Origin of the sequence: Novosphingobium sp. BL-52-GroH (assembly GCF_044813085.1) — a bacterium.
Taxonomy (GTDB): Bacteria; Pseudomonadota; Alphaproteobacteria; order Sphingomonadales; family Sphingomonadaceae; genus Novosphingobium.
In genome coordinates this window covers 220,152-238,707 of the sequence record NZ_CP171151.1, presented here as the reverse complement: position 1 = coordinate 238,707, position 18,556 = coordinate 220,152, and the positions used below count along the sequence as shown (strand labels likewise).

Annotated in this window: 12 protein-coding genes and 8 pseudogenes; 8 read left to right on the top strand and 12 right to left on the bottom strand. The window is 61.2% G+C overall.

Features of this window, described 5'->3' with window-relative positions; translation table 11 throughout:
* Positions 1-147 precede the first annotated feature (147 nt).
* The 4 genes from ACFFDA_RS11215 to ACFFDA_RS11200 all read right to left on the bottom strand — a co-directional run bounded on the left by ACFFDA_RS11215 (position 148) and on the right by ACFFDA_RS11200 (position 3,182).
* Positions 148-1,389, bottom strand: a complete 1,242-nt coding sequence (locus ACFFDA_RS11215) for a L,D-transpeptidase family protein (RefSeq protein WP_404479205.1) — start codon at positions 1,387-1,389, stop codon at positions 148-150.
* A gap of 61 nt (positions 1,390-1,450) precedes the next feature.
* Positions 1,451-2,155 (bottom strand): murein L,D-transpeptidase catalytic domain family protein, encoded by a 705-nt coding sequence (locus ACFFDA_RS11210; protein WP_404479204.1) that lies wholly within the window; start codon positions 2,153-2,155, stop codon positions 1,451-1,453.
* A 413-nt stretch (positions 2,156-2,568) separates the two neighbouring features.
* Positions 2,569-2,958 carry a type II toxin-antitoxin system VapC family toxin gene (locus ACFFDA_RS11205; protein ID WP_404479203.1) on the bottom strand — a complete coding sequence of 130 codons (390 nt, stop codon included), beginning with the start codon at positions 2,956-2,958 and terminating at the stop codon, positions 2,569-2,571.
* Positions 2,955-3,182, bottom strand: coding sequence for an AbrB/MazE/SpoVT family DNA-binding domain-containing protein (locus tag ACFFDA_RS11200; RefSeq protein WP_404479239.1), 228 nt, complete (start codon positions 3,180-3,182; stop codon positions 2,955-2,957). Before ACFFDA_RS11200 ends, ACFFDA_RS11205 begins: the two co-directional genes overlap by 4 nt.
* Before the next feature lie 52 nt (positions 3,183-3,234).
* On the opposite strand from ACFFDA_RS11200, the gene ACFFDA_RS11195 reads away from it, so the two are divergent.
* Both ACFFDA_RS11195 and ACFFDA_RS11190 read left to right on the top strand, forming a co-directional pair.
* Positions 3,235-3,540, top strand: a complete 306-nt coding sequence (locus ACFFDA_RS11195; RefSeq protein ID WP_404479202.1) for a hypothetical protein — start codon at positions 3,235-3,237, stop codon at positions 3,538-3,540.
* Positions 3,541-3,623: 83 nt separating this feature from the next.
* Positions 3,624-3,791: a hypothetical protein gene (locus ACFFDA_RS11190; protein ID WP_404479201.1), complete on the top strand. Its 168-nt coding sequence runs from the start codon at positions 3,624-3,626 to the stop codon at positions 3,789-3,791.
* 181 nt (positions 3,792-3,972) lie between these two features.
* Here ACFFDA_RS11190 and ACFFDA_RS11185 read toward each other — a convergent pair whose 3' ends face one another.
* Positions 3,973-4,299, bottom strand: coding sequence for a response regulator transcription factor (locus tag ACFFDA_RS11185; RefSeq protein ID WP_404479200.1), 327 nt, complete (start codon positions 4,297-4,299; stop codon positions 3,973-3,975).
* A 427-nt stretch (positions 4,300-4,726) separates the two neighbouring features.
* Between ACFFDA_RS11185 and ACFFDA_RS11180 the strand changes: the two genes are divergently transcribed.
* Both ACFFDA_RS11180 and ACFFDA_RS11175 read left to right on the top strand, forming a co-directional pair.
* Positions 4,727-5,125 carry a hypothetical protein gene (locus ACFFDA_RS11180; RefSeq protein WP_404479199.1) on the top strand — a complete coding sequence of 133 codons (399 nt, stop codon included), beginning with the start codon at positions 4,727-4,729 and terminating at the stop codon, positions 5,123-5,125.
* A gap of 946 nt (positions 5,126-6,071) precedes the next feature.
* Positions 6,072-7,179 (top strand): annotated as a pseudogene (locus ACFFDA_RS11175) (IS110 family transposase).
* Positions 7,180-7,892: 713 nt separating this feature from the next.
* Here the strand turns inward: ACFFDA_RS11175 and ACFFDA_RS11170 are convergent.
* A complete protein-coding gene (locus ACFFDA_RS11170) occupies positions 7,893-9,104 on the bottom strand; it encodes an IS256 family transposase (protein WP_404477663.1) in 1,212 nt (403 codons plus the stop codon).
* Between the two features lie 371 nt (positions 9,105-9,475).
* Positions 9,476-9,694: pseudogene (locus tag ACFFDA_RS11165) on the bottom strand (transposase domain-containing protein); the annotation flags it as partial.
* Between the two features lie 297 nt (positions 9,695-9,991).
* Between ACFFDA_RS11165 and ACFFDA_RS11160 the strand changes: the two are divergent.
* Positions 9,992-10,171: a hypothetical protein gene (locus ACFFDA_RS11160; RefSeq protein ID WP_404479198.1), complete on the top strand. Its 180-nt coding sequence runs from the start codon at positions 9,992-9,994 to the stop codon at positions 10,169-10,171.
* Positions 10,158-10,466 (top strand): annotated as a pseudogene (locus ACFFDA_RS11155) (recombinase family protein); the annotation flags it as partial. The gene ACFFDA_RS11160 and the pseudogene ACFFDA_RS11155, both read left to right, overlap by 14 nt.
* A 34-nt stretch (positions 10,467-10,500) precedes the next feature.
* Here the strand turns inward: ACFFDA_RS11155 and ACFFDA_RS11150 are convergent.
* Positions 10,501-10,839 (bottom strand): annotated as a pseudogene (locus ACFFDA_RS11150) (integrase core domain-containing protein); the annotation flags it as partial.
* Between the two features lie 154 nt (positions 10,840-10,993).
* On the opposite strand from ACFFDA_RS11150, the pseudogene ACFFDA_RS11145 reads away from it, so the two are divergent.
* Positions 10,994-12,287 (top strand): annotated as a pseudogene (locus ACFFDA_RS11145) (IS110 family transposase).
* A gap of 214 nt (positions 12,288-12,501) precedes the next feature.
* Here ACFFDA_RS11145 and ACFFDA_RS11140 read toward each other — a convergent pair.
* Positions 12,502-13,331, bottom strand: a pseudogene (locus ACFFDA_RS11140) (IS3 family transposase); the annotation flags it as partial.
* Between the two features lie 52 nt (positions 13,332-13,383).
* Between ACFFDA_RS11140 and ACFFDA_RS11135 the strand changes: the two are divergent.
* Positions 13,384-15,161 (top strand): annotated as a pseudogene (locus ACFFDA_RS11135) (recombinase family protein); the annotation flags it as partial.
* A gap of 39 nt (positions 15,162-15,200) precedes the next feature.
* Here ACFFDA_RS11135 and tnpC read toward each other — a convergent pair.
* From tnpC to istA, 3 genes and pseudogenes are all read right to left on the bottom strand, one after another.
* Positions 15,201-16,124: pseudogene (tnpC, locus tag ACFFDA_RS11130) on the bottom strand (IS66 family transposase); the annotation flags it as partial.
* Between the two features lie 57 nt (positions 16,125-16,181).
* On the bottom strand, positions 16,182-17,051 hold the full coding sequence (istB, locus tag ACFFDA_RS11125; protein WP_404479197.1) for an IS21-like element helper ATPase IstB: 870 nt from the start codon (positions 17,049-17,051) through the stop codon (positions 16,182-16,184).
* Positions 17,048-18,523: an IS21 family transposase gene (istA, locus tag ACFFDA_RS11120; RefSeq protein WP_404479238.1), complete on the bottom strand. Its 1,476-nt coding sequence runs from the start codon at positions 18,521-18,523 to the stop codon at positions 17,048-17,050. The genes istB and istA overlap by 4 nt, the downstream gene beginning before the upstream one ends.
* Positions 18,524-18,556 lie beyond the last annotated feature (33 nt).

Here is an 18,556-nt window from a genome sequence, read left to right as displayed (position 1 = left end):
CGCGGCGGCCACGCGGTCGTTCCAGCCATAGGGGTCGGAACGGATTACGGGCTCACCATCCTCGCCGAGCACCACAGTTTGGTAGAGCAGCCTGACTGGGATCTCATGCCGCAGCTTGACGAACGTCTCTTTGCCGGTCGCACGAGCTCAATGCCATTCGTCGAGCATGCCCTCGTCCTTCGCAAGCATCTCAGCAAATCCCAACGCATCTTCTACCCGTACGCAGCCGTGACTGCGCTGACGCTGGACTTCTTGGAACAGCTGCTTGGCGGGCGTGTCGTGCAGGTAGATTTGATGCTCGTTATTCATGTCGAACTTTACGAGACCCAGCGAATTCTTGCGGCCGGGCTGCTGGACAAGCCAACCGTTTTTCCAAGCCATGTCGTTGCGCTGCAGGTAAACGCTGCCCTTACCTGCGATCTCCTTGGTCTGGATCGAACGCGGCACTGTCCACGTCGGGTTCGCGACGAGGCGATAGATCGGCGATCCCAACTGAGGTGTCTCGTTTTCAGGCTTGCCGACGACCACCTTGCGACTGTCGGCGACCTTGCCGTCGCGCCAATAGAGCATCCGTCCAGCGGCGACGTTCACGTCAATGCGCGTGGGGACGGGATTGCGCTGGAGCCAGCGCAGCCGCTCCATCGCCACGGCCATTGTCCGCGCCCGGTCCGCGTCCGACAGGTTGAGGATTTCGAGAGCGTCGGCGCCGATGACGCCATCCGGCTTGATCCCGTAGTCGGCCTGCATGCGTTGCACCGCGCGGACCATTGTGGGGTTGTAGCGGTCACCCGGCGCAGCAGATCGGTCGAGGTAGTCGGAGGCGACCAATTGACGTGCGATCGCGGGTATCCGCGGGTCGGAAGCGCCGGGCTTCAGCGGCTCGCCGTTGTTGGGGATCGCTGAAGCGGGGATATCGCCCTGCTTGCGCAGTGCGAGATAGGATTTCGACAGTGCGCGGTAGCTGTCGCCCTGCGGAGCCAGCCCATCGAGCCATTTGTCCAGGCTCCCATCCTTAAGAGCTGCACCCAGACCATTCAGCAGGTTCGGATTCGGGCGGGCGACGGTATAGACGTCATAGAGCTTGGCAGGATCCGACGCCCCGCGGGCCAGAGCCGAGGCGTAACGCAACGCGATCTGCGTCAGGGCACGGTCACCTTCGGCATTGCCGGGCCGACCATCCACAGCGAACTGCACCCGGTCGAGGCCATGCGCAGCGCGGCGGTCGATTGCGTCGCGCAACTGGCGGACCGCCCCGTCGTTCCAGCGCACCTGGTCGATGTTAATCGGCGGCGCTTCGGTGGTCTGGGATGTATTGTCGGGCTTCGAATGGCACGCGGGCAGCGCGACCGTCAGGGCCAGCAACGAGCAAACGATCACACTTCTATGCACACGAATCTCCTGGTAAGACCCGTATGACAACTTATGGAAATCCCGGAGGTTTCATGCTGCCTCAGGCGCGGGCAGCAAAGACCATCCGTCCTTCGCCGAGGAAATTAAACACGTCGCTGAGCTTGTTCTCGCCCACCGCGAAGCACCCCTGACTGCGGCCCAACTTGCCATGGGCGGGGATCATGTCGTCGTTCGCATACCAAGCGCTATGGATTACGATGGCGCGACTGAGCGCATTGTTGTTCGTCGGGTCGAGCCCCACCAGACGCTGCGACCGACCGTGCTTGCCGGTATAGTAATCGCCCGTCAGGAAGGCGCCCTCACTCGAGGCATTGGAGCCGAAGGCGTTAGAGAACCGCTCGAGGAAGCCGGTATGCTCCGGGTCCGAACCAGAGCCGTGCGCGACCAGCAGCCGCGAAGCCTTGCCACTCATCACATCGAGGAAATGCAGCCGGGGATTGGAAGACGGGGCGGTGAAATCGACGATGGCTATCCGGTCACGCGCCTTGATTGAACCAGAATGCTGGTCGAGCGCAGATAGAGCCCGGCGCAGCAGCGCGGGGTCCACAGAAAAGCGCGCAGCATCCAGAGCCGTCTGCGGCATGCGCGGGGCATTGCGGGGGGTAGCTGGAACTGTCGTCGGGCGGCGCGGATGCGACGATCCTAAAAACGGCTTGGCGATCGGCCGGGCAAGCGCGGCGAGAGCAATGCCTGCACCTGAAATCATTACGGCGCGGCGGTCGGATCGAAGGGTGAACTCAAGCATCCTCTCATAATGGGCATATGAGACTGTATTTAAATAGTTTTTGGCTGGCCTGGTCAGAGCACTTGTGCGCTTAAGCGGTGAAATGCTCTAGAATTGCGGCGGGCGGTTCAAAGTGCAGCGCTTACTCTGGAACAAATCTTCTGAACCACCACTTTTAGTGCGCTTCGCAAACACCCCAATAGTACGGTCGTCCATTTGCCCGAGAAAGCTGCGCAGGTGCTTGGGAGGTGCCGTCCGCGGCGTATTGCGGTGCATCGATGGCGACATCGACTCGCGAAAAAGAAATCGGTGATGGTTCGGTTGGAGAAGTCGAGGACATAGCCTCTCTCACCACTGCGGAAAAATTTCGCGATGAGGCTGAGTTCGAAGGAAAGAAGCACATTCATGCTGCGATGGTGCCTAGAGCCGTAAAGTTAGCGGATCTGCACGACTATGACCCCGGCCTCTTGCGCGACGCGATTGCAGTTGGTGTCACCGGTCCAGGAGGGCAGACCATCGCGGTGCGCGAGGGCGAGACAGTATCGATCGCCGAGCGACAGCCCGGCGCTGGCGGTCACCGCCCGCAGCCGTCCGGCGAAACGCGACGTCGCCTGGTCGGCGGGCACGATCGCGATCGGCAACGGATCGAGCATGGCGTCGATTGCAGCCGCTGGCATCCCCAGGAACGCGAAATGGCTGACCACCCCGGCGTAGTTGACCGCCGACATGCGCGCTGAGGAAATCGCCTTAGAGACCTTAGCCGCGCCTTTCTCCTGCTTCAGCATGGCAATCAGGGCCGAGGCATCGAGAACGAATTCGCTCATTCGACGCTGTCCTCCGCGCGCCGCGCAAGGAACCCGTCAACACCGGCTTCCGGGTGGCCGCCGGTGTACTGCTGGGCCAGTGCCTGCGCGCGTGCCACGGCCTGCGCGGCGGTGCGCAGAACCACGCCGTCTTCAGTTTCCTCCAGAAAGACTGCGCCGCTGGTGAGACCAAGTCGCTTACGCACGTCGGCCGGAAGGCTCATGCGCCCGTTAGGGGTGTATATCGCAAAATGCTACGCTTTGCCACCGCGCTCTAGGCATGTCATATCGGCAGTGATGAGCCACGGCAGGGCTGCCGGCAAAAATCACAATTCTTTTTACGTTAGGAGCGATGGTCAAGCGAGGCTGACCGCGAGGATTTGTCGCCCTTCCGAGTTCTATGGCTTTGGTAAACCGCAGAGCATCTCAAACGGCGCGATCATCGAGCCTTTGGCAAAGGGAAAGTCGGCGCGGGTGTTCCTTCGCGACGAAACACTGCCGACTCCGATCTACACCCCGGGCACCAGTCGGGCTATGGCGCTGCAGGGTTACGCGCCCGAGCCTTACGGCCGCTCCTTCTTCCTGATGACGAAAACCGGCTGACCTACCGCGCCTTCATCGACCTGGCTGCCGAGGAGCTCGGCTCCGCTCCACGTTACCGGACTCTCGAGCGGGGGCAGTTGCGCATGACGGGACTGTTTGACAGCACCGTCCGCGATGCGGCGCGACTGCTGCCGCGCTATGTCGTGGACAACATCTTTATGTCCCGCAAGTTCAATACGCGCTTTCCAAATTTCCGCCCGATGACATACCGGGAAGGCTTGGCCTTAATCGAGCGTGAGCAGCGGGCATGAGGGATCTAGTTTGCTGCGCCAAGCTTGTTGCTCAGCTACAACTCGCATTTTCGGGGCGACTCGACGTAATCGATACCGCTCTTGTGCGTCGGTTGTCGGCACCAGTAGCGACTGGAATGCCAGTTCCGTTGAAACCGGCAAACGGGCGTCCTTCGCTGATAGGCTCTCGGCCCGTCAGCCGTCACGCCACTAGATTTGTCCGGTGCCGGTCGATGAGCGACCGCAATAAACCGGTCTGCAAAACATAGGCTACCATATGCACACGGTTGCGAGTCCGAGTCTTGAGGCGCACGTTTTCGACGTGCCTTTCGACCGTGCAGCGCGAGATTCTCAGGCGGATTGCGATTTCCTTGGCCGACATGCCGGATGCGACATGGACCACGACTTCGTTTTCGCGAGCAGTGAGTTCCAACTCAGAGTTTTCTTGCATAGTTCCCCCCGTTACGCCCTGCTTAGGTTTGTCATTTGCAATCACGGCATCGCGCATACCAGATAAAATGATGAACATATATTAATAATACTCGAAGCGCCTGTTAAAACAATATAGGTGAATCCCGGCACTGGTTTTTACGCCTTTCCGATGCATCGGGTGGTTCCCTCGATCCGCTGTGGCAACGCCCTGACCTGTCTGGAGCGGCACGCCGCGCGTTTTTGTGCCGATTCATTCGGCATGCGGTAAAGACCGCAGCTATGGCAGAGAGCACTTGGCGCTCTGTAGAAAATATTCTGCCCGGCTTCAAATCCGCTTTTGACGCCGGTAGTGGGCCTGTCGGTTGGTTTCCGCGGCTTGGCGTTGTCGTGGAACTGCGCAACTAGATGATCCAACACAAGGGGACGCAGCGTTGGCTGCCGACGACGCACCGGGTATCTCACGTCTGCACACAAGTGAGCGCTTCGGACTTGGCCGTTGAAAGATAGAGTGATACTTTTGATCGGTGACCGGATCGATCATCGAGCGAGCGGCACGGCCCTCGCGCAGTCAGCGAGCGGATATGATGACTGGGATTCCGGAATGTCTGTCATTGCTGCTGGGAGGGACAGATGTGAAATCAATCCACGACAATGTCGAGGGTCCTTTTGCCATCGAGGAGGATATCGCGCTCTATGGTACGATCACTGGTGCCGCGACTTTGCGCAGCGGTTTTCGGCTCATCCTTCACGGAACGATCGCCGGCAGCCTAACCGTGGAACGAGAATCCCCGGCAATCATCCATGGCACCGACGCTGGACGCATTTTCAATTACGGAGGCCGCATGGACGTTTCGGCATGGCGGATGGCGTCGCCAATAGCTCGTTGGATGCGGTTACGGACATCGACCCAGGCGCCGATGTGAGGGGGCGGGGATAAACAGGCGGAAGGGGGGCATTTATACCGAAAAGTTCAACGAGGTCGCTACGGCTGCGCAAACAGATTCGCGCCTGCAGCCGCGGGCGGCCGACTCCATTTCTCGGTCGGCAGGTACATCCGCATCCAGTAGGATGTCCATCGAGCAATACAGGTGATTGTCGAAGGTCCCGCTCACCGGAAGCCAATGCGCTTCGAAGCCGATGACATCCGGGCCCTGAATTGCCTGTCAGGTCATCCTATTCTTTACCATCGCCTTTGCATGGTAAATAACAGCCTTCTCGCGATGAGCGTAAACTGCAGTAATCGATCTGCCACGTCTCAGGGCTTCCTGAGCCTTACGGGCTTCCCGTCGCGCTCGTCGAAGTAGTTTTTTTACGGTGAGTTTCATCGCCGACTCCTGGTGCAGAGAGAAGACAATCCCCCATAGGCTTGCCCGTGAGAAGTCGAACTGCGGCGAAGTGCGCCTGGCGTGCGTCAATTTTAATTTGCTCCCAACCCGTTTAAATCCAGATGCGATCACGTCGGGCGGCCTTCCCTCTCTGTTCGCGGCTGATCCGATTGTTTCGGGAACATCGCTGATGCGTTCCTGGCCGATGGTTAGCGGCCCCTATGCCTATCCGTTCGCAGAAGAGGTAGGCGCGGCGGTCCCCTGCAAATCGCCGCGCCGTGCGCGCCCTACGGACTGAGTGCGGACCAGATGACTACCCACTTTTGCACACAATTGCGGCAGATGCGACGAGCCGAGCGAGTTTATTCGGTTGCAGCGGTACGTCGGAACCAGCACCCTGGATCGCATCTGCGCCAGCAACATCAATCTGGCTTATTCGTAAGACCGTATGTCCGTCTGCGCGCCTTGAGTGGCTCGCCCTACACTGCGCATCCGAGGGTTCCTCGGACGGGCCGAGTCGATCCTCATCACAGGAGGACGAGCCGTGGAACATTCTACAGAAGTCTTCGTCGGTATCGATGTCGCAAAAGCACGGAATGCCGTCGCTGTGGCGGATGGGGAGCGCGGAGGCGAGGTGCGCTATCTGGGTGAGCTGGCTGCTACCCCCGAAGCGATGCGGCGAATGGTGCAGCGCCTCGCAAGCCGGCATCAGCAATTGCATTTCTGCTATGAGGCGGGACCGACTGGCTACGGGCTATACAGGCAGATTACATCGATGGGCTATCCATGCACGGTGATCGCACCTTCATTGATACCCAAACGCGCCGGGGACAGAGTGAAAACGAACCGGCGCGACGCCATTGAACTGGCGAAGCTGCTGCGCGCTGGGGAACTTACGGCAGTCTGGGTGCCGGATGAAGCCCATGAAGCGATCCGCGATCTGATACGTGCCCGCACCGCAGCAGTTGAGATTTTACGCGTACATCGCCAGCAGGTCAGCGCATTGCTTCTGAAGCACGGGACGAGCTACCCGGGCAAGAAAACATGGGGCGCACGGCACCTCAAATGGCTGCAAGAGCAACGGTTTGACCACCCTGCGCATCAGATTCCGCTTCAGGAAATGGTTGATGCCGTGCGCGTCGCCAAGGAGCGTGTGGCTCGCCTTGAGCACGCAATCGAGGAGTTTCTCCCCCAGTGGGAATTGGAGCCGGTCGTGCGCGCCCTGCAAGCGCTGCGGGGCGTCGATCTCATCGTGGCGATCACCTTCGTCACCGAGATCGGTGACATGCGGCGTTTCGACAATCCCCGGTAGCTCATCCTACATCGGGCTGGTGCCAAGCGAGCGCTCAACCGGTGATACGGTGAGACGAGGAGGCATAACCAAGGCCGGCAATACCCGGATGCGCCAGTTGTTGGTCGAGAGCGCCTGGAGCTATCGCTATGCCCCCAAGGTTGGAGCGAGGAAGCTCTACCTGCTGGAGAAAACGACGCCTGCCGTCCGTGAAATCGCTTGGAAAGCCCAGAGCCGCCTCTCCGCGCGATACCGCGCCCTCACGGCCAAGGGCAAGAAGAGCACTGTTGTGTGTACTGCGGTCGCAAGGGAACTGGTTGGCTTCATGTGGGCAGCAGCCCGCGAAGCCCAACCAGCCTGACATCTGCCACCGACCCCGCGTACAGGCGGGGGTGGGATCATCGGCAGGGGAACATCCGACGGACGTTTTGTGGCCGGCCTAGCCGACGCCCGCAGTAAGAACGGATCAGCCCCGGACGCATACTCGGAACTGCGGTATCCAATCCGCGCATCAGAGCTTGATCACCCACGGTCTAACGATCCCACCTCCACCTGTACGCGGCCACATTCAGCCGCCACAACCCGTGGCCCAATCCTCGCGTCTACCGAGTTGACAACGGACATCAGAGCGTCCGGTTTCGACGGTTGAATGATAGCCCTCAGTCGAAATTGCGCTGATAGTCACCATCCAGAATCCCTCGCGGGTGACCTCGATCCGGCTAAAAATCCTCTATGGGCCCATGGGACGTCATTGTCGGTGCTATCCAGCGCTGAAATATGCTCATCTCAAACCGGCTCATTACCTTTTCCGCGCCTTCGTTAGTCCTATCGGGCCGCCAGTCCGGATGGCGTTTCCGGATTTCGATCCGAATGGTAGAGATCGCAGACATGCGCTCAGATCGACAGAAGTCTACAACACGGGCGAAGCTGCTGATGAGCGGCAATGGTGTCGGATCGGGACCCAACTCTTCGCGAGCATTTGCTGGACCGTTGTGACCTCGCTCTTGGTATCGCAGGCATTGGTCGCGTCCGTCAATGTGGTGTAAAATTGGGTGTGGCCAGCGGGCTGCATTTTCAGGCGGCCTTGGGTGTAATCTGTAGCGGCTGGACCTCCTCGATCATTGGTGTGGCAAGGGCGGCCATGCCCTCGATCTGCATGTAGCGGTGCTGGAGCTGGTATTCGTCATTCTGCTCGAGCAGGACAGCGCCGACGAGGCGAATGATGCTATCCTCGTTCGGGAAGATGCCGACAACGTCGGCGCGACGCTTCACCTCCTTGTTCAGGCGCTCCAGCGGGTTGGTCGAATGCAATTTGACCCGGTGCTGCTCGGGGAATGTCATGTAGGCGAGGACGTCGTGCTCGGCGTCGTCCATGCAAGCGCCAAGCTTTGGCCAGCGGGCTCGCAACTGGTCGGCGACCTGGCGCCAGACCTGCGTTGCGGCGGCATGATCGGGCTGGAGAAAGACCTGGCGGATGGCAGCGGCGACCACGGTGTTCTGGCCCTTGGGCACGTAAGCCAGGGCATTGCGCATAAAGTGAACGCGGCAGCGCTGCCAGGTAGCGCTGAACACGCGGGTGATCGCTGCCTTGAGGCCCTCGTGCGCATCGGAGATGACCAGCTTAACGCCGCTCAGGCCGCGCCGGGCGAGGTCCTTGAGGAAGCTCGACCAGAACGGTTCGGCTTCGGAGGGGCCAATGTGCAGGCCGACGATTTCGCGCTTGCCCTCGATGTTGACGGCAACGGCTATTATCGCGGCGACACTGACGATCCGCCCGCCCTCGCGCACCTTGAGGTAGGTGGCATCGAGCCAGAGATAGGGCCACTCACCGGCGAGGGGTCGCTTAAGGAAGGCATGGACGCGTTCGTCGATATCCTTGCACAGCTTGGACACCGAGGACTTGGAGATGCCGGTCATGCCCATCGCCTGCACCAGCTCGTCGACGCGTCGGGTGCTGACGCCGGCAATCCACGCTTCCTGGATCACCGCGACCAGCGCCTTCTCCACGGTCTTCCTCGGCTCCAGAAAGCCGGGAAAGTAGGCGCCGGTCCGCAGCTTGGGAATCTTCAGGTTGAGCGTGCCGAGCCGGGTATCGAGGCTGCGGTCGCGGTAGCCGTTCCGCCAGGTCGTCCGGTCGCCGGAGCGCTCGTGTCGGCTAGCGCCGACGAGGCCGTCGACGTCGGCCTCCATGATGATCTGCAATACGCTCTCGGCGATCGTGCGCAGGAAATCTCCATCTCCGGTCTTCGCCATCAGCTCGGCAAGCGGTAGTCTGTCGTCGGTCATCGGGATCAACTCCTCGGTGGGCGTGTGAAGTGTGGTAACTCCACCTTACCGATGAGCCCGGTGGCCACCGAGATCGAAATCGCATCGGGTGGGGCATGCCCCACCCGATGCGATCACCTCAATCTACACCAGAAATTACACCACGAGCGCGGACGCTAACCTGGCATTTACGATACTCATTGACAGAAGCTCCCTGCGCCACGGAAGGGAGGGTATATTCAGATTGCTCTGCTCGTGCTTGGGACCACCCACCTAACACCAGAAGCATGGATATTAGAACGTAACGTTGCATAGGGGACGTGTGCGCTTTCAAGGTAGCTTGATGCAACGAAAAATCGATCGAGGATCATTTCTCATCACAAATCGCGCATTCACGCCAGAGGCGAAGACCAATTCCATGGCAGGAGATCGTCGATCCGGTTGATCGGGTGGCCCTTCCCGATGCAATCGAGCACGTTGGCCAGCCATTCTTGCGGATTGACGCCGTTGAGCTTGGCGGTCTCCAGCAACGAATACATGGCGGCGGCGCGCTCACCGCCGCTGTCGGCGCCTGCGAACATCCAGTTCTTGCGCCCCACGGCCATCGCCCGTTCATTCTGCCCATGTCGGCGAAGAGCGGGAAGTTCACTATCGTTGGCATCCCTATTTCGGGCGGAAAGTCAGCGTTCGGCGGGTAGAGGAACGAGCGACCGGCAGGTTCCTTAGGGTGGAAGGCCCGTCTGGCATTGTCGTTTCAATGCCGGAGTGGATAGTGGATCCCGTCGCCTGCGCCGAGATGAGAGTCGGCCTGCCCCAAGTTGATGTCGCGGCGCTGACCGAGCTGGTCACCGCGGTGGCTGCTTCACCAAACTCCCAACGCGATGATGGAGTCGCATGGGAGGAAGTCGATGAACAAGCACGACACGCCCGCACCAGCCTTGGGCAAACAGATGAGCCTGATATTCGAGCCCCGCAGGGTGGACGGGATGAGCGATGCGGAACGGGCGAAGGCCGTAATCACGCTCGCCCAAATTCTGATGCAGGCCGCCGGCCTCGTCGTCGAAGAGTTCGGCGATGACCGGCGCTAATCTGATCCCGGCGCAGCTGCTGAAGCGCAAGGCCGTCGTCTATGTGCGTCAATCGACACAATCCCAGGTCATGGCCAACCTGGAAAGCCAGCGACGGCAATACGACCTCGTCGACATTGCGCGTCAGCACGGCTTCACCGATATCGAAGTCATCGACGATGATCTCGGACGATCCGCGAGCGGAACCGTTGCGCGGCCCGGCTTCGATCGTTTGGTGGCATCATTGTGCGCGGGCAAGGTCGGTGCCGTGTTGTGCCTTGATGCGTCGAGGCTCGCGCGAAATGGTCGCGACTGGTGATCGGCCCCCACCGAGTGGTCCGGGTTATTTGTTAGTGTAAGATTGCCTCCGGCGCCATGGCCGGCCGCAGGTGGAGCGAAGCGGAGCCGGAGGGCGGCCATGGCGGCGTCGCTGCTTCCGGGGCCGGCGGCCGGTAGCCCAGCGAGCTGTGCGGCCTGACGGTGTTGTAGTGCCGCCGCCAAGCCTCGATCAGGATCTTAGCCTCGGCCAAGGTGTAGAAGATCTCACCGTTGAGTAACTCGTCACGCATCGAGCCGTTGAAGGACTCGCAGTAGCCATTTTCCCACGGGCTGCCGGGGGTGATGTAGAGCGTCTTCACACCGATCCTGCCCAGCCATTCTTGCACGGCATTGGCGATAAATTCGGTGCCGTAGCACATTGGGAAACGCCGGATCGGGAGCCGCTATGGCCCTGATGAAGACAAGGTCGCGAAGCGGCCGCCGGCTTCATCAGGGCAAGCCATGGCCGGCCAGCATGTGTCTAAAGTGAAGTTGTCGAGACAACACTTTGGAGGCCAACCGACCATGACCAAGCTCATCCCTACGCCTGCCGATGCCGTGCTGGTAGCCATCGATATGTCCAAGAACCGGCAGGAGGTTCTCATCGAGCGACCGGAAGGCGGGCGGCGCCGACGTATGACCGTTATGGCGACCAAGGAGGACTACGACGGCTTTGCCGAACAGCTCGCCGCCATCGGTCGTCCTATCGTCGTTGGATTTGAAGCGACTGGAAATTACCATCGCACGCTGGCGCACAGACTGCTGACCGCGGGGTTCGAACTGCGCCTCATCTCATCAGTCGCGCTCGCTCGAACCCGCGAAGCGCTCCATAATGGCTGGGACAAGAACGATTCCAAGGACGCGCAGGTGATCCTCCACATGCTGCGGATCGGCGCCACACAGCGCTACGTCGATCCGCTCGCCGCTGGGATCAACGACCTTCAAGAGCTGTCCAAGACCCACGAGGTCGTCTCCAGAATGAAGACGCAAACCTGGCATCGCATCTTGACCCATTACCTCCCCCTGTATTTTCCCGAGATGGCGCGCTTCGCCGGCAACAGTCGGTCGGATTGGTTCCTGGCGATGATCGAACGGTTCCCGACCCCAGCCAGCATCACCTCGCTTGATCGGGAAGAATTCTCTGCCGCGGTATGGCCTCTGATCGGGCGCAAGGTCTCCAAAGCCCGTTTGATCAACGATGTGTATGAGACCGCCCGCAGTTCTGCGGCGTTGCCGGTGCCCGAGGACTCGATCGCGATCACCATGTTTCGCATGGTCATCGCGCAAGGTCGCAGCCTCATACACCAGCGCGACGAGATCGAACGGCTCGCCCATGCCCGGCTTGCCGAGCATGTGGATTACCGGCTGCTGCGCAATATTCCTGGCATCGGTCCGATCAACGCCCTGACGATCCTGGCTGAGGCAGGCGACCTTCGCCGCTTCAACCATCATCGCCAGTTCCTCAAGTTCTGCGGCCTCGATCTTGCAACTTGCCAGTCCGGCACGTTTCGCGGTCGCACGAAGCTATCCAAGTACGGCAATGCGCGATTGCGTCGTACATTCTGGATGGCAGCTCAGGTCGCCGCGCGTCAGCGCGACAACAGCTTCCGCGACAAGCTCGGACGATACACTGCCGGGCACGCGGACGATGCCGATCGCCGCCGCAAGGCGATGACGGCGCTCACCGCCAAGATGGCGCGCGTGGCTCACGCCGTCGTCAAGACGGGGACAGAGTACCGGCCGTTCGTCGAACGGCCGGGTGCCAGGTGGAAGGACCCCTCTCTGCAAGTGCCGTGAGGGCGCGAAAGCGACCCTGTAGATAATGTTCGGGCCTTCCACCTGGGTGCGTATCTCATTCTAAGGACGGTGAGGACCACGGCTGCTTCGGCGCCGCTGGATCCTGTGTTTGCTATGGCAGAGAGCGATCCCGTTGACGGTGGAAGCCATCTGGCTCAGAATGCATGCCGTGCCGATCATTGTCGGCGCATAGAGACCTGCTGGCCAAATCTCGCCGTTGCTTCCCTACCCAGGACGTTGTCCGACCGTATATGCGCAGGCGGCCCACGCGTGACGAACAGATCGGCCAGCGCCGCCAGCACATCCTCGCTCCTGAGCCGTCGCGCGACCGGCAAGGCCAGGCACTCCCGACTGGCCTCGTCGATGATCGACAAGATGCGGAACTTGCGACCATCATGCGTGCGGCCCTCGACGAAGTCGTAGGACCACACGTGCCCCGGATATTCGGGCCGCAGCCGGATGCACGATCCGTCATGGAGCCAGAGCCTTCCGCGCTTTGGCTGCTTTTGCGGCACCTTGAGCCCCTCGCGGCGCCAGATGCGCTCGACCCGCTTACGGTTCACATGCCACCCCGCATCGCGCAGCAGGGCGGTCACCCGGCGATAGCCGTAACGGCCATATTGCCGGGCGAGAGCGATGATGTCCTCCGTCAGTGCGGCTTCGTCGTCCGCCCCGCGTGGCGCCTTGCGCTGCGTCGATCGATGCTGCCCGAGCACACGGCACACCCGCCGCTCGGAGACAGCCATGATCCCTCGGATGTGATCGACACAGCGTCGGCGTCTGGCGGGGCTCAATAGTTTCCCCGCGCCGCCTCCTGCAGAATCATTTTATCGAGCGTCAGATCCGACACCGCCTGCCGCAGTCGGGCGTTCTCTCGCTCGAGATCCTTCATCCGCCGTGCCTGATCCATCTTCAGCCCGCCGTACTCCTTGCGCCAGCGGTAATAGCTCTGTTCGGTGACGCCGATCCGCCGGCAGGCGTCGGCCATCGTCCCGCCCTGCGCCAACACGATCTCCGCCTCACGCAGCTTGCCGATGATCTCCTCGGGCTTGTGCTTCCGAGCCATTCCATTCCTCCTTCGTGGTCCAGACTACGATAGTCGATGGGCCACTCAGAAGGGGGCAGATCACTGGCACCATCTGCTGGAACTGTGCGGGCTCGTTGAAGCCCGTGTCATCGATCATGATGGCGTGTACAATCCTTGCCAGCCCAACGACCGCCTGCTGTTGGGAATGAAGGGGAGCATCAGCGAGTTCGAGCTCGGCGTTCTCAGGACGCGAATGCTCGATGCAGCAAGGTCGAAGGCGCGCCGCGGCGAATTGCGCTTGTCTGTCCCGTTCGGCTACATTTGGCACCGCGAAGCGGGCTTGGGCCTCGATCCCGATCTACGCCTGCAAGAGGTATCAGGCTCATCTTTGCGCGCTTCCGAGAGCTGGGCAGTGCGCGTCAGGTGCTGTTGTCAATGAAGGCCGATCAAATCCACTTCCCGCGACCGTCGGACGAAGGCCGCATGACCAGCTTCACATGGTTGCCGATCCGATATCGCAACGTCATCGCCGTTCTCAAAAACCCCTTCTACGCAGGCGTTTACGTTTACGGAAAAAGCGAGAAGCGAACCTCCATTGTCGATGGGCGAGCCCGGCGGAGCTACGGGCATGGTAAGCCGGTGGGGACCTGGGAAGTCTTCATCAAGGATCACCATGAGGGGTACATCAGCTGGGAAGAATACGAGCGCAACCAGAAGCAGCTGGCACTCAACAACTATGGCAGCGCCGGCGGTGTGAAATCCGGCCGAGGAGGCCGAGCGCTACTTTCGGGCATCATGACGTGTCGACGGTGTGGACGACGACTGACGGTCACCTATACCGGAAACCCGCAGAGCCGACCGGTGTATCGCTGCGACAAACCAAACCTGATGATGGGCTTGCCCCGATGCATGACCTTCGGCGGTCCACGGGTGGATGCAGCAGTTGCGCGCGAACTGCTACGCGCGGTAGAACCCTTGGCGATCGAGGCCGCGTTCGAGGCGGAGCGGATGCAAAGGGAACGACAAGAAGAGCAGCGCCAGTTTCTCGACCTGGAACTCCAGCAGGCGCGTTACGAGGCCCACCTTGCCGAGCGCCGCTACGCTGCCTGTGATCCCGATAATCGCCTGATAGCGGCGCAGCTGGAGAAAAACTGGGAAGCCGCATTGCGGCGCATCCGTGATCTGGAGGCGCGCCAGCCCGCAGAAAACCCGACAACCATCGAGGTCGATCAGGGTGCGTTCGCCAATCTGGCGGAAAACCTGTCGGCGGCGTGGAACGCTCCGGATGTGACGATGCGCGCTCGCCAGCAACTGCTACGCACATTGATCGCCGACATCGTCGTCGATGTCGATGATGCCGTGCGTGACGTCGTGCTAACAATCCATTGGCGGGGCGGTCAGCACTCGGAGCTGCGGGTTCGCAAGCCGAAAGCCGGCGAGCACGGTTGTGCAACAGCGGAGGATGCGCTGGAGGTGATGCGCAGCATGGCGGGCCGTTGGTCCGACGAGCATATCGCCGCGACGCTCAATCGGATGGGCTTTCCTACAGGCCAGGGCAAAACCTGGACGGCGCACCGGGTCTACTCTGTTCGGCGCGTGCGAGGGATCGACGCCTACCGGTCTGCGGTGAAAGACGGCGAATGGCTCACCATGACTGAGGCGGCCAAAGCACTTGGCACCTCAAGCCATACGGTAAGACTTCTCATCAAAACCGGCGTGCTTCCGGCGGTGCAGGTCGTACCGCGCGCGCCGCATCAAATCCGCTCCGCCGATCTGATGTCGGAAGCAGTAAAATCTGCGATGGCCCGAAAGGGTCGCCCGTGTCGCGCTGTTGACGCGGACATGCTTCCAATGTTTACAGATACTTGAATATGGAGTGCATAATGAAACACGCTTCGCTATGCCCCTGAGAGCATTCTCTGCCGGGTTGTTGTCGATCTCCAGTCTGCCGTCGTCGGTGTAGGCGAGCAGTTGCGGCTTTAGCTTCACTGCATAGCGCAGCGCCTCGGCCAGCGGTGAACGGACCGATGCCCTGGACAGCACATCATCAGCCCAGGCGAAGAAATCCAGCGCCTTGAGCTTCGAGAGCTTGCGAGCTTTGCGGCGGAAATCAGTGGGCTCACGCACGATCTGCCGCTCAACGTCGTAAAGCTCACCGATCATCTGCAGCCCATCGAGCGCGGCCGAGTTCGGGTCTGCCTTGTAGACATCGTTCAGCTTGCGCCGGGCGTGCGCCCAGCAGGCAACGGGCGTGATCGGCGCAGGCTGGCGGTCACTCGCGTAGAGGCGCTCGAAACCGGCGTAGGCATCGGCCTGCAAGAAGCCTGCAAAGGTCTTGAGATGCTCGCGAGGTCGCTCGCCCTTGCGATCGGGGCTGTAGCGAAGCAACGCTGCCGGCTTGTCCAGATGGCTCCATCGTCGGTTGTCGCGAAGGTAGACCCATAGTCTGCCGGTTGCCGTCTTGCCGGTCCCTGGCGCCAACACCGGGACGGGTGTGTCATCGGCATGGATCTTCACGCTGGCCATGACGTGGTTGGCGATCCGATCGACCAGCGGCTGCAGCAACCAGCTTGCCTGGCCGAGCCAGTCCGCCATCGTCGAGCGACTGATATCGACACCCTCTCGCGCGTAGATTTGCGATTGGCGATACAGGGGCAGGTGATCAGCGAACTTGGAAACGATGACGTTGGCCAGCAGGCCGGGACCAGCACGGCCGCGCGGCACAGGAAGCGCCGGGGCCGGTGCCTGGCTGATTGCATCGCAGCGGTTGCAGGACAGCTTGGGTCGGACATTGCGGACGACGCGGAAGCGGCCGGGGATGTAGCGCGACAAACTGGATGATGATCGCGCGTCAATCAGGATGAGAATGTGATTGTCGCGGCGCGTCGATCAGTGCCTGTTTAGATTGTCGCTGGCAAGTTCGTCGTTCTCATCCTGATTGTCGCGGATGGTCTCCAGAACCTTTGGCGTGGTGTATGCGGCGGGCCGCCCGGCACCGGCGCGTCTGGCCTGAGCGGTGCGCCGCCTGTAACTTTCGACGTTCATCTCGAAGATGGTGGCGTGGTGGACGAGCCTATCGACAGCGGCGAGCGTCATCGCGGGATCTGGGAAGACCCTGTTCCACTCGCCGAAGGGCTGGTTGGCGGTGATAAGCAACGACCGTCGCTCGTAGCGCGCGCTTATCAACTCGAAGAGCACCGACGTCTCGGCTTGGTCGCGCGAGATGTAGGCGAAGTCGTCGAGAACCAGCAGGTGGTATTTGTCGAGCTTGGCCATCGCGGATTCGAGCGCGAGTTCGCGCCGCGCGACCTGCAGGCGTTGCACGAGGTCGGAGGTCCGGGTGAACAAAACCCTCCAGCCCCGCTCTACCAGCGCCAGGCCGATTGCTGCGGCGAGATGGGTTTTGCCGCCGCCGGGCGGACCGAACAGGATGAGGTTCGCACCTTGCTCGAGCCAACCATCGCCAGCGCACAGGGCCATGACCTGGGCTTTGGAGATCATCGGCACGGCATCGAAGGCGAAGCAGTCGAGGGTCTTGCCTGCGGGTAGATGTGCCTCTGCCAGATGGCGTTCGATCCGACGCCGATCGCGTTCGGCAAGTTCGTGCTCGGCCAGCGCGGCGAGGAATCTGCTGGCGGGCCATCCTTCCTTGTCTGCCTGGGCGGCGAAGTCCCCCCAGATGTGCTTGATGGTGGGCAAGCGCAGTTCGTTGAGCATGAGGCTGAGACGCTGTGCATCAATCATGGGATTTGCGTTCATGCGGCTTCTCCCTGTTCGATAAGTCCGTCGTAGATCGAGAGCGGCACCAGTTCGACCACGACTTCGGGCAGATCGGCAGGGTCCGGACAGAACCGGGCCCGCAAGGTTGTCAGGCAGGGCGTTCGGCGCGCCGCCAGGTCCTCAGTCAGGAGCCCCGCGAGTTCGGCCTCGCATGCACGCTCGTGAGCCATGGCCAGAAGTTCGACGGTGGTGCGGCAGGCTTCCCGCTCGCCCTGAAATTCCAGCAGGTGGTCGAACATCAGGCGATAGGCCTCTCGCGGGAACAGGCTATCGCGATAGACCAGCCCTAGCAGTGCCATGGGCTTACGGCGCAGAGAATGGATCACGTGACGGTAATCGACAACGTGGCCGTGCTTCCCGTTCATGCCTGCGCGTCCGCGCGGCAGGGTCATGAGTCTCGTGCCGCCGATGAAGAGGTCGAGGCGGTCATCATAAAGGCGAGCCCGCAAACGGTGCCCGATCAGGCGGGATGGGACCGTGTAGAACACCTTGCGCAAAGTGAAGCCGCCCGAGGATGTGACCGTCACGAGGATCTCCTCGTAATCGGTGGTGCGCACGTCCGGCAGCGGCTGCAGGAACTTGCGTTCGGCATCGATCCCGGGGCCGTGCCGCCGGTTGCGCGCATTCACGACCTCGTCGATGAAGCGGCGATAGTCGGCAAGGTCGGAGAAGTCGGCGCTCCCGCGCAGCAGCAGCGCATCCCTTATGGCAGCCTTGATATGGCCATGGGCACTCTCGATCGCGCCATTCTCATGGGCAACGCCCCGGTTGTTCCTCGTGGGCTCCATTCCATAATGGTCACAAAGCGCGTCATAACGCTTGGTCAGGTCGATCCTGGCATCCGCGTCCAGATTGCGGAAGGCGGCCGAGAGGCTGTCGGTACGATGAAGCTTCGGCGCGCCGCCTGCGGACCAGAGCGCGTTCTGCAGCCCTTCGGCCAAGGCGACGAAGCTCTCGCCGCCCAGGATGATGTGCCCGTGTTCGAAGCCGCCACATGGAAGCCGGAAGTGATAGAGCAGATGGTCCAGGGGCTGTCCGGCGATGGAAACTCCCAGATCGTCCATGCACGTAAAATCGGACAGGCCGAGCCGCCCGGCCTCGTGCACTTGCCGGAAAATGACTTCGCGATCTTGCCCGTTGACGGCGCGCCAGTCGCGAATGCGCCTCTCCAGGGTTCGCCGGGAGCCGAACTCCGTCTCGGGATATCGGCGCCGCAGCTCCTCGAAGATCGCTATGGGCCGAAGGCCCGGAGCAGCCTCTAACATCGGCACGACAACTTCATCGAAAATACCGGCTAGGGGATCGGGTCGGCGCCGGCTGCGCGGTGTTTGCCGCTGGGATGGCAGCTGGGTGGCCTGCAGAACCCGATAGCCCGTCGCCGGACTGAACCCGGCCTTCGCCGCCGCCAGGGCGACGGGGTCATAACGTCTGTTGGTCATGAAAAGTCTCACTTGCTGATCGTTGATGTGTCGGCCGGCCACACG

Coding starts and splice junctions, on each gene's coding strand:
- ACFFDA_RS11210 (WP_404479204.1), bottom strand. CDS start 2,155: ATGCTTGAGTTCACCCTTCGATCCGACCGCCGCGCCGTAATGATTTCA.
- ACFFDA_RS11205 (WP_404479203.1), bottom strand. CDS start 2,958: ATGAGCGAATTCGTTCTCGATGCCTCGGCCCTGATTGCCATGCTGAAG.
- ACFFDA_RS11195 (WP_404479202.1), top strand. CDS start 3,235: ATGAGCCACGGCAGGGCTGCCGGCAAAAATCACAATTCTTTTTACGTT.
- ACFFDA_RS11190 (WP_404479201.1), top strand. CDS start 3,624: ATGACGGGACTGTTTGACAGCACCGTCCGCGATGCGGCGCGACTGCTG.
- ACFFDA_RS11185 (WP_404479200.1), bottom strand. CDS start 4,299: ATGTTCATCATTTTATCTGGTATGCGCGATGCCGTGATTGCAAATGAC.
- ACFFDA_RS11170 (WP_404477663.1), bottom strand. CDS start 9,104: ATGACCGACGACAGACTACCGCTTGCCGAGCTGATGGCGAAGACCGGA.
- ACFFDA_RS11160 (WP_404479198.1), top strand. CDS start 9,992: ATGAACAAGCACGACACGCCCGCACCAGCCTTGGGCAAACAGATGAGC.
- istB (WP_404479197.1), bottom strand. CDS start 17,051: ATGAACGCAAATCCCATGATTGATGCACAGCGTCTCAGCCTCATGCTC.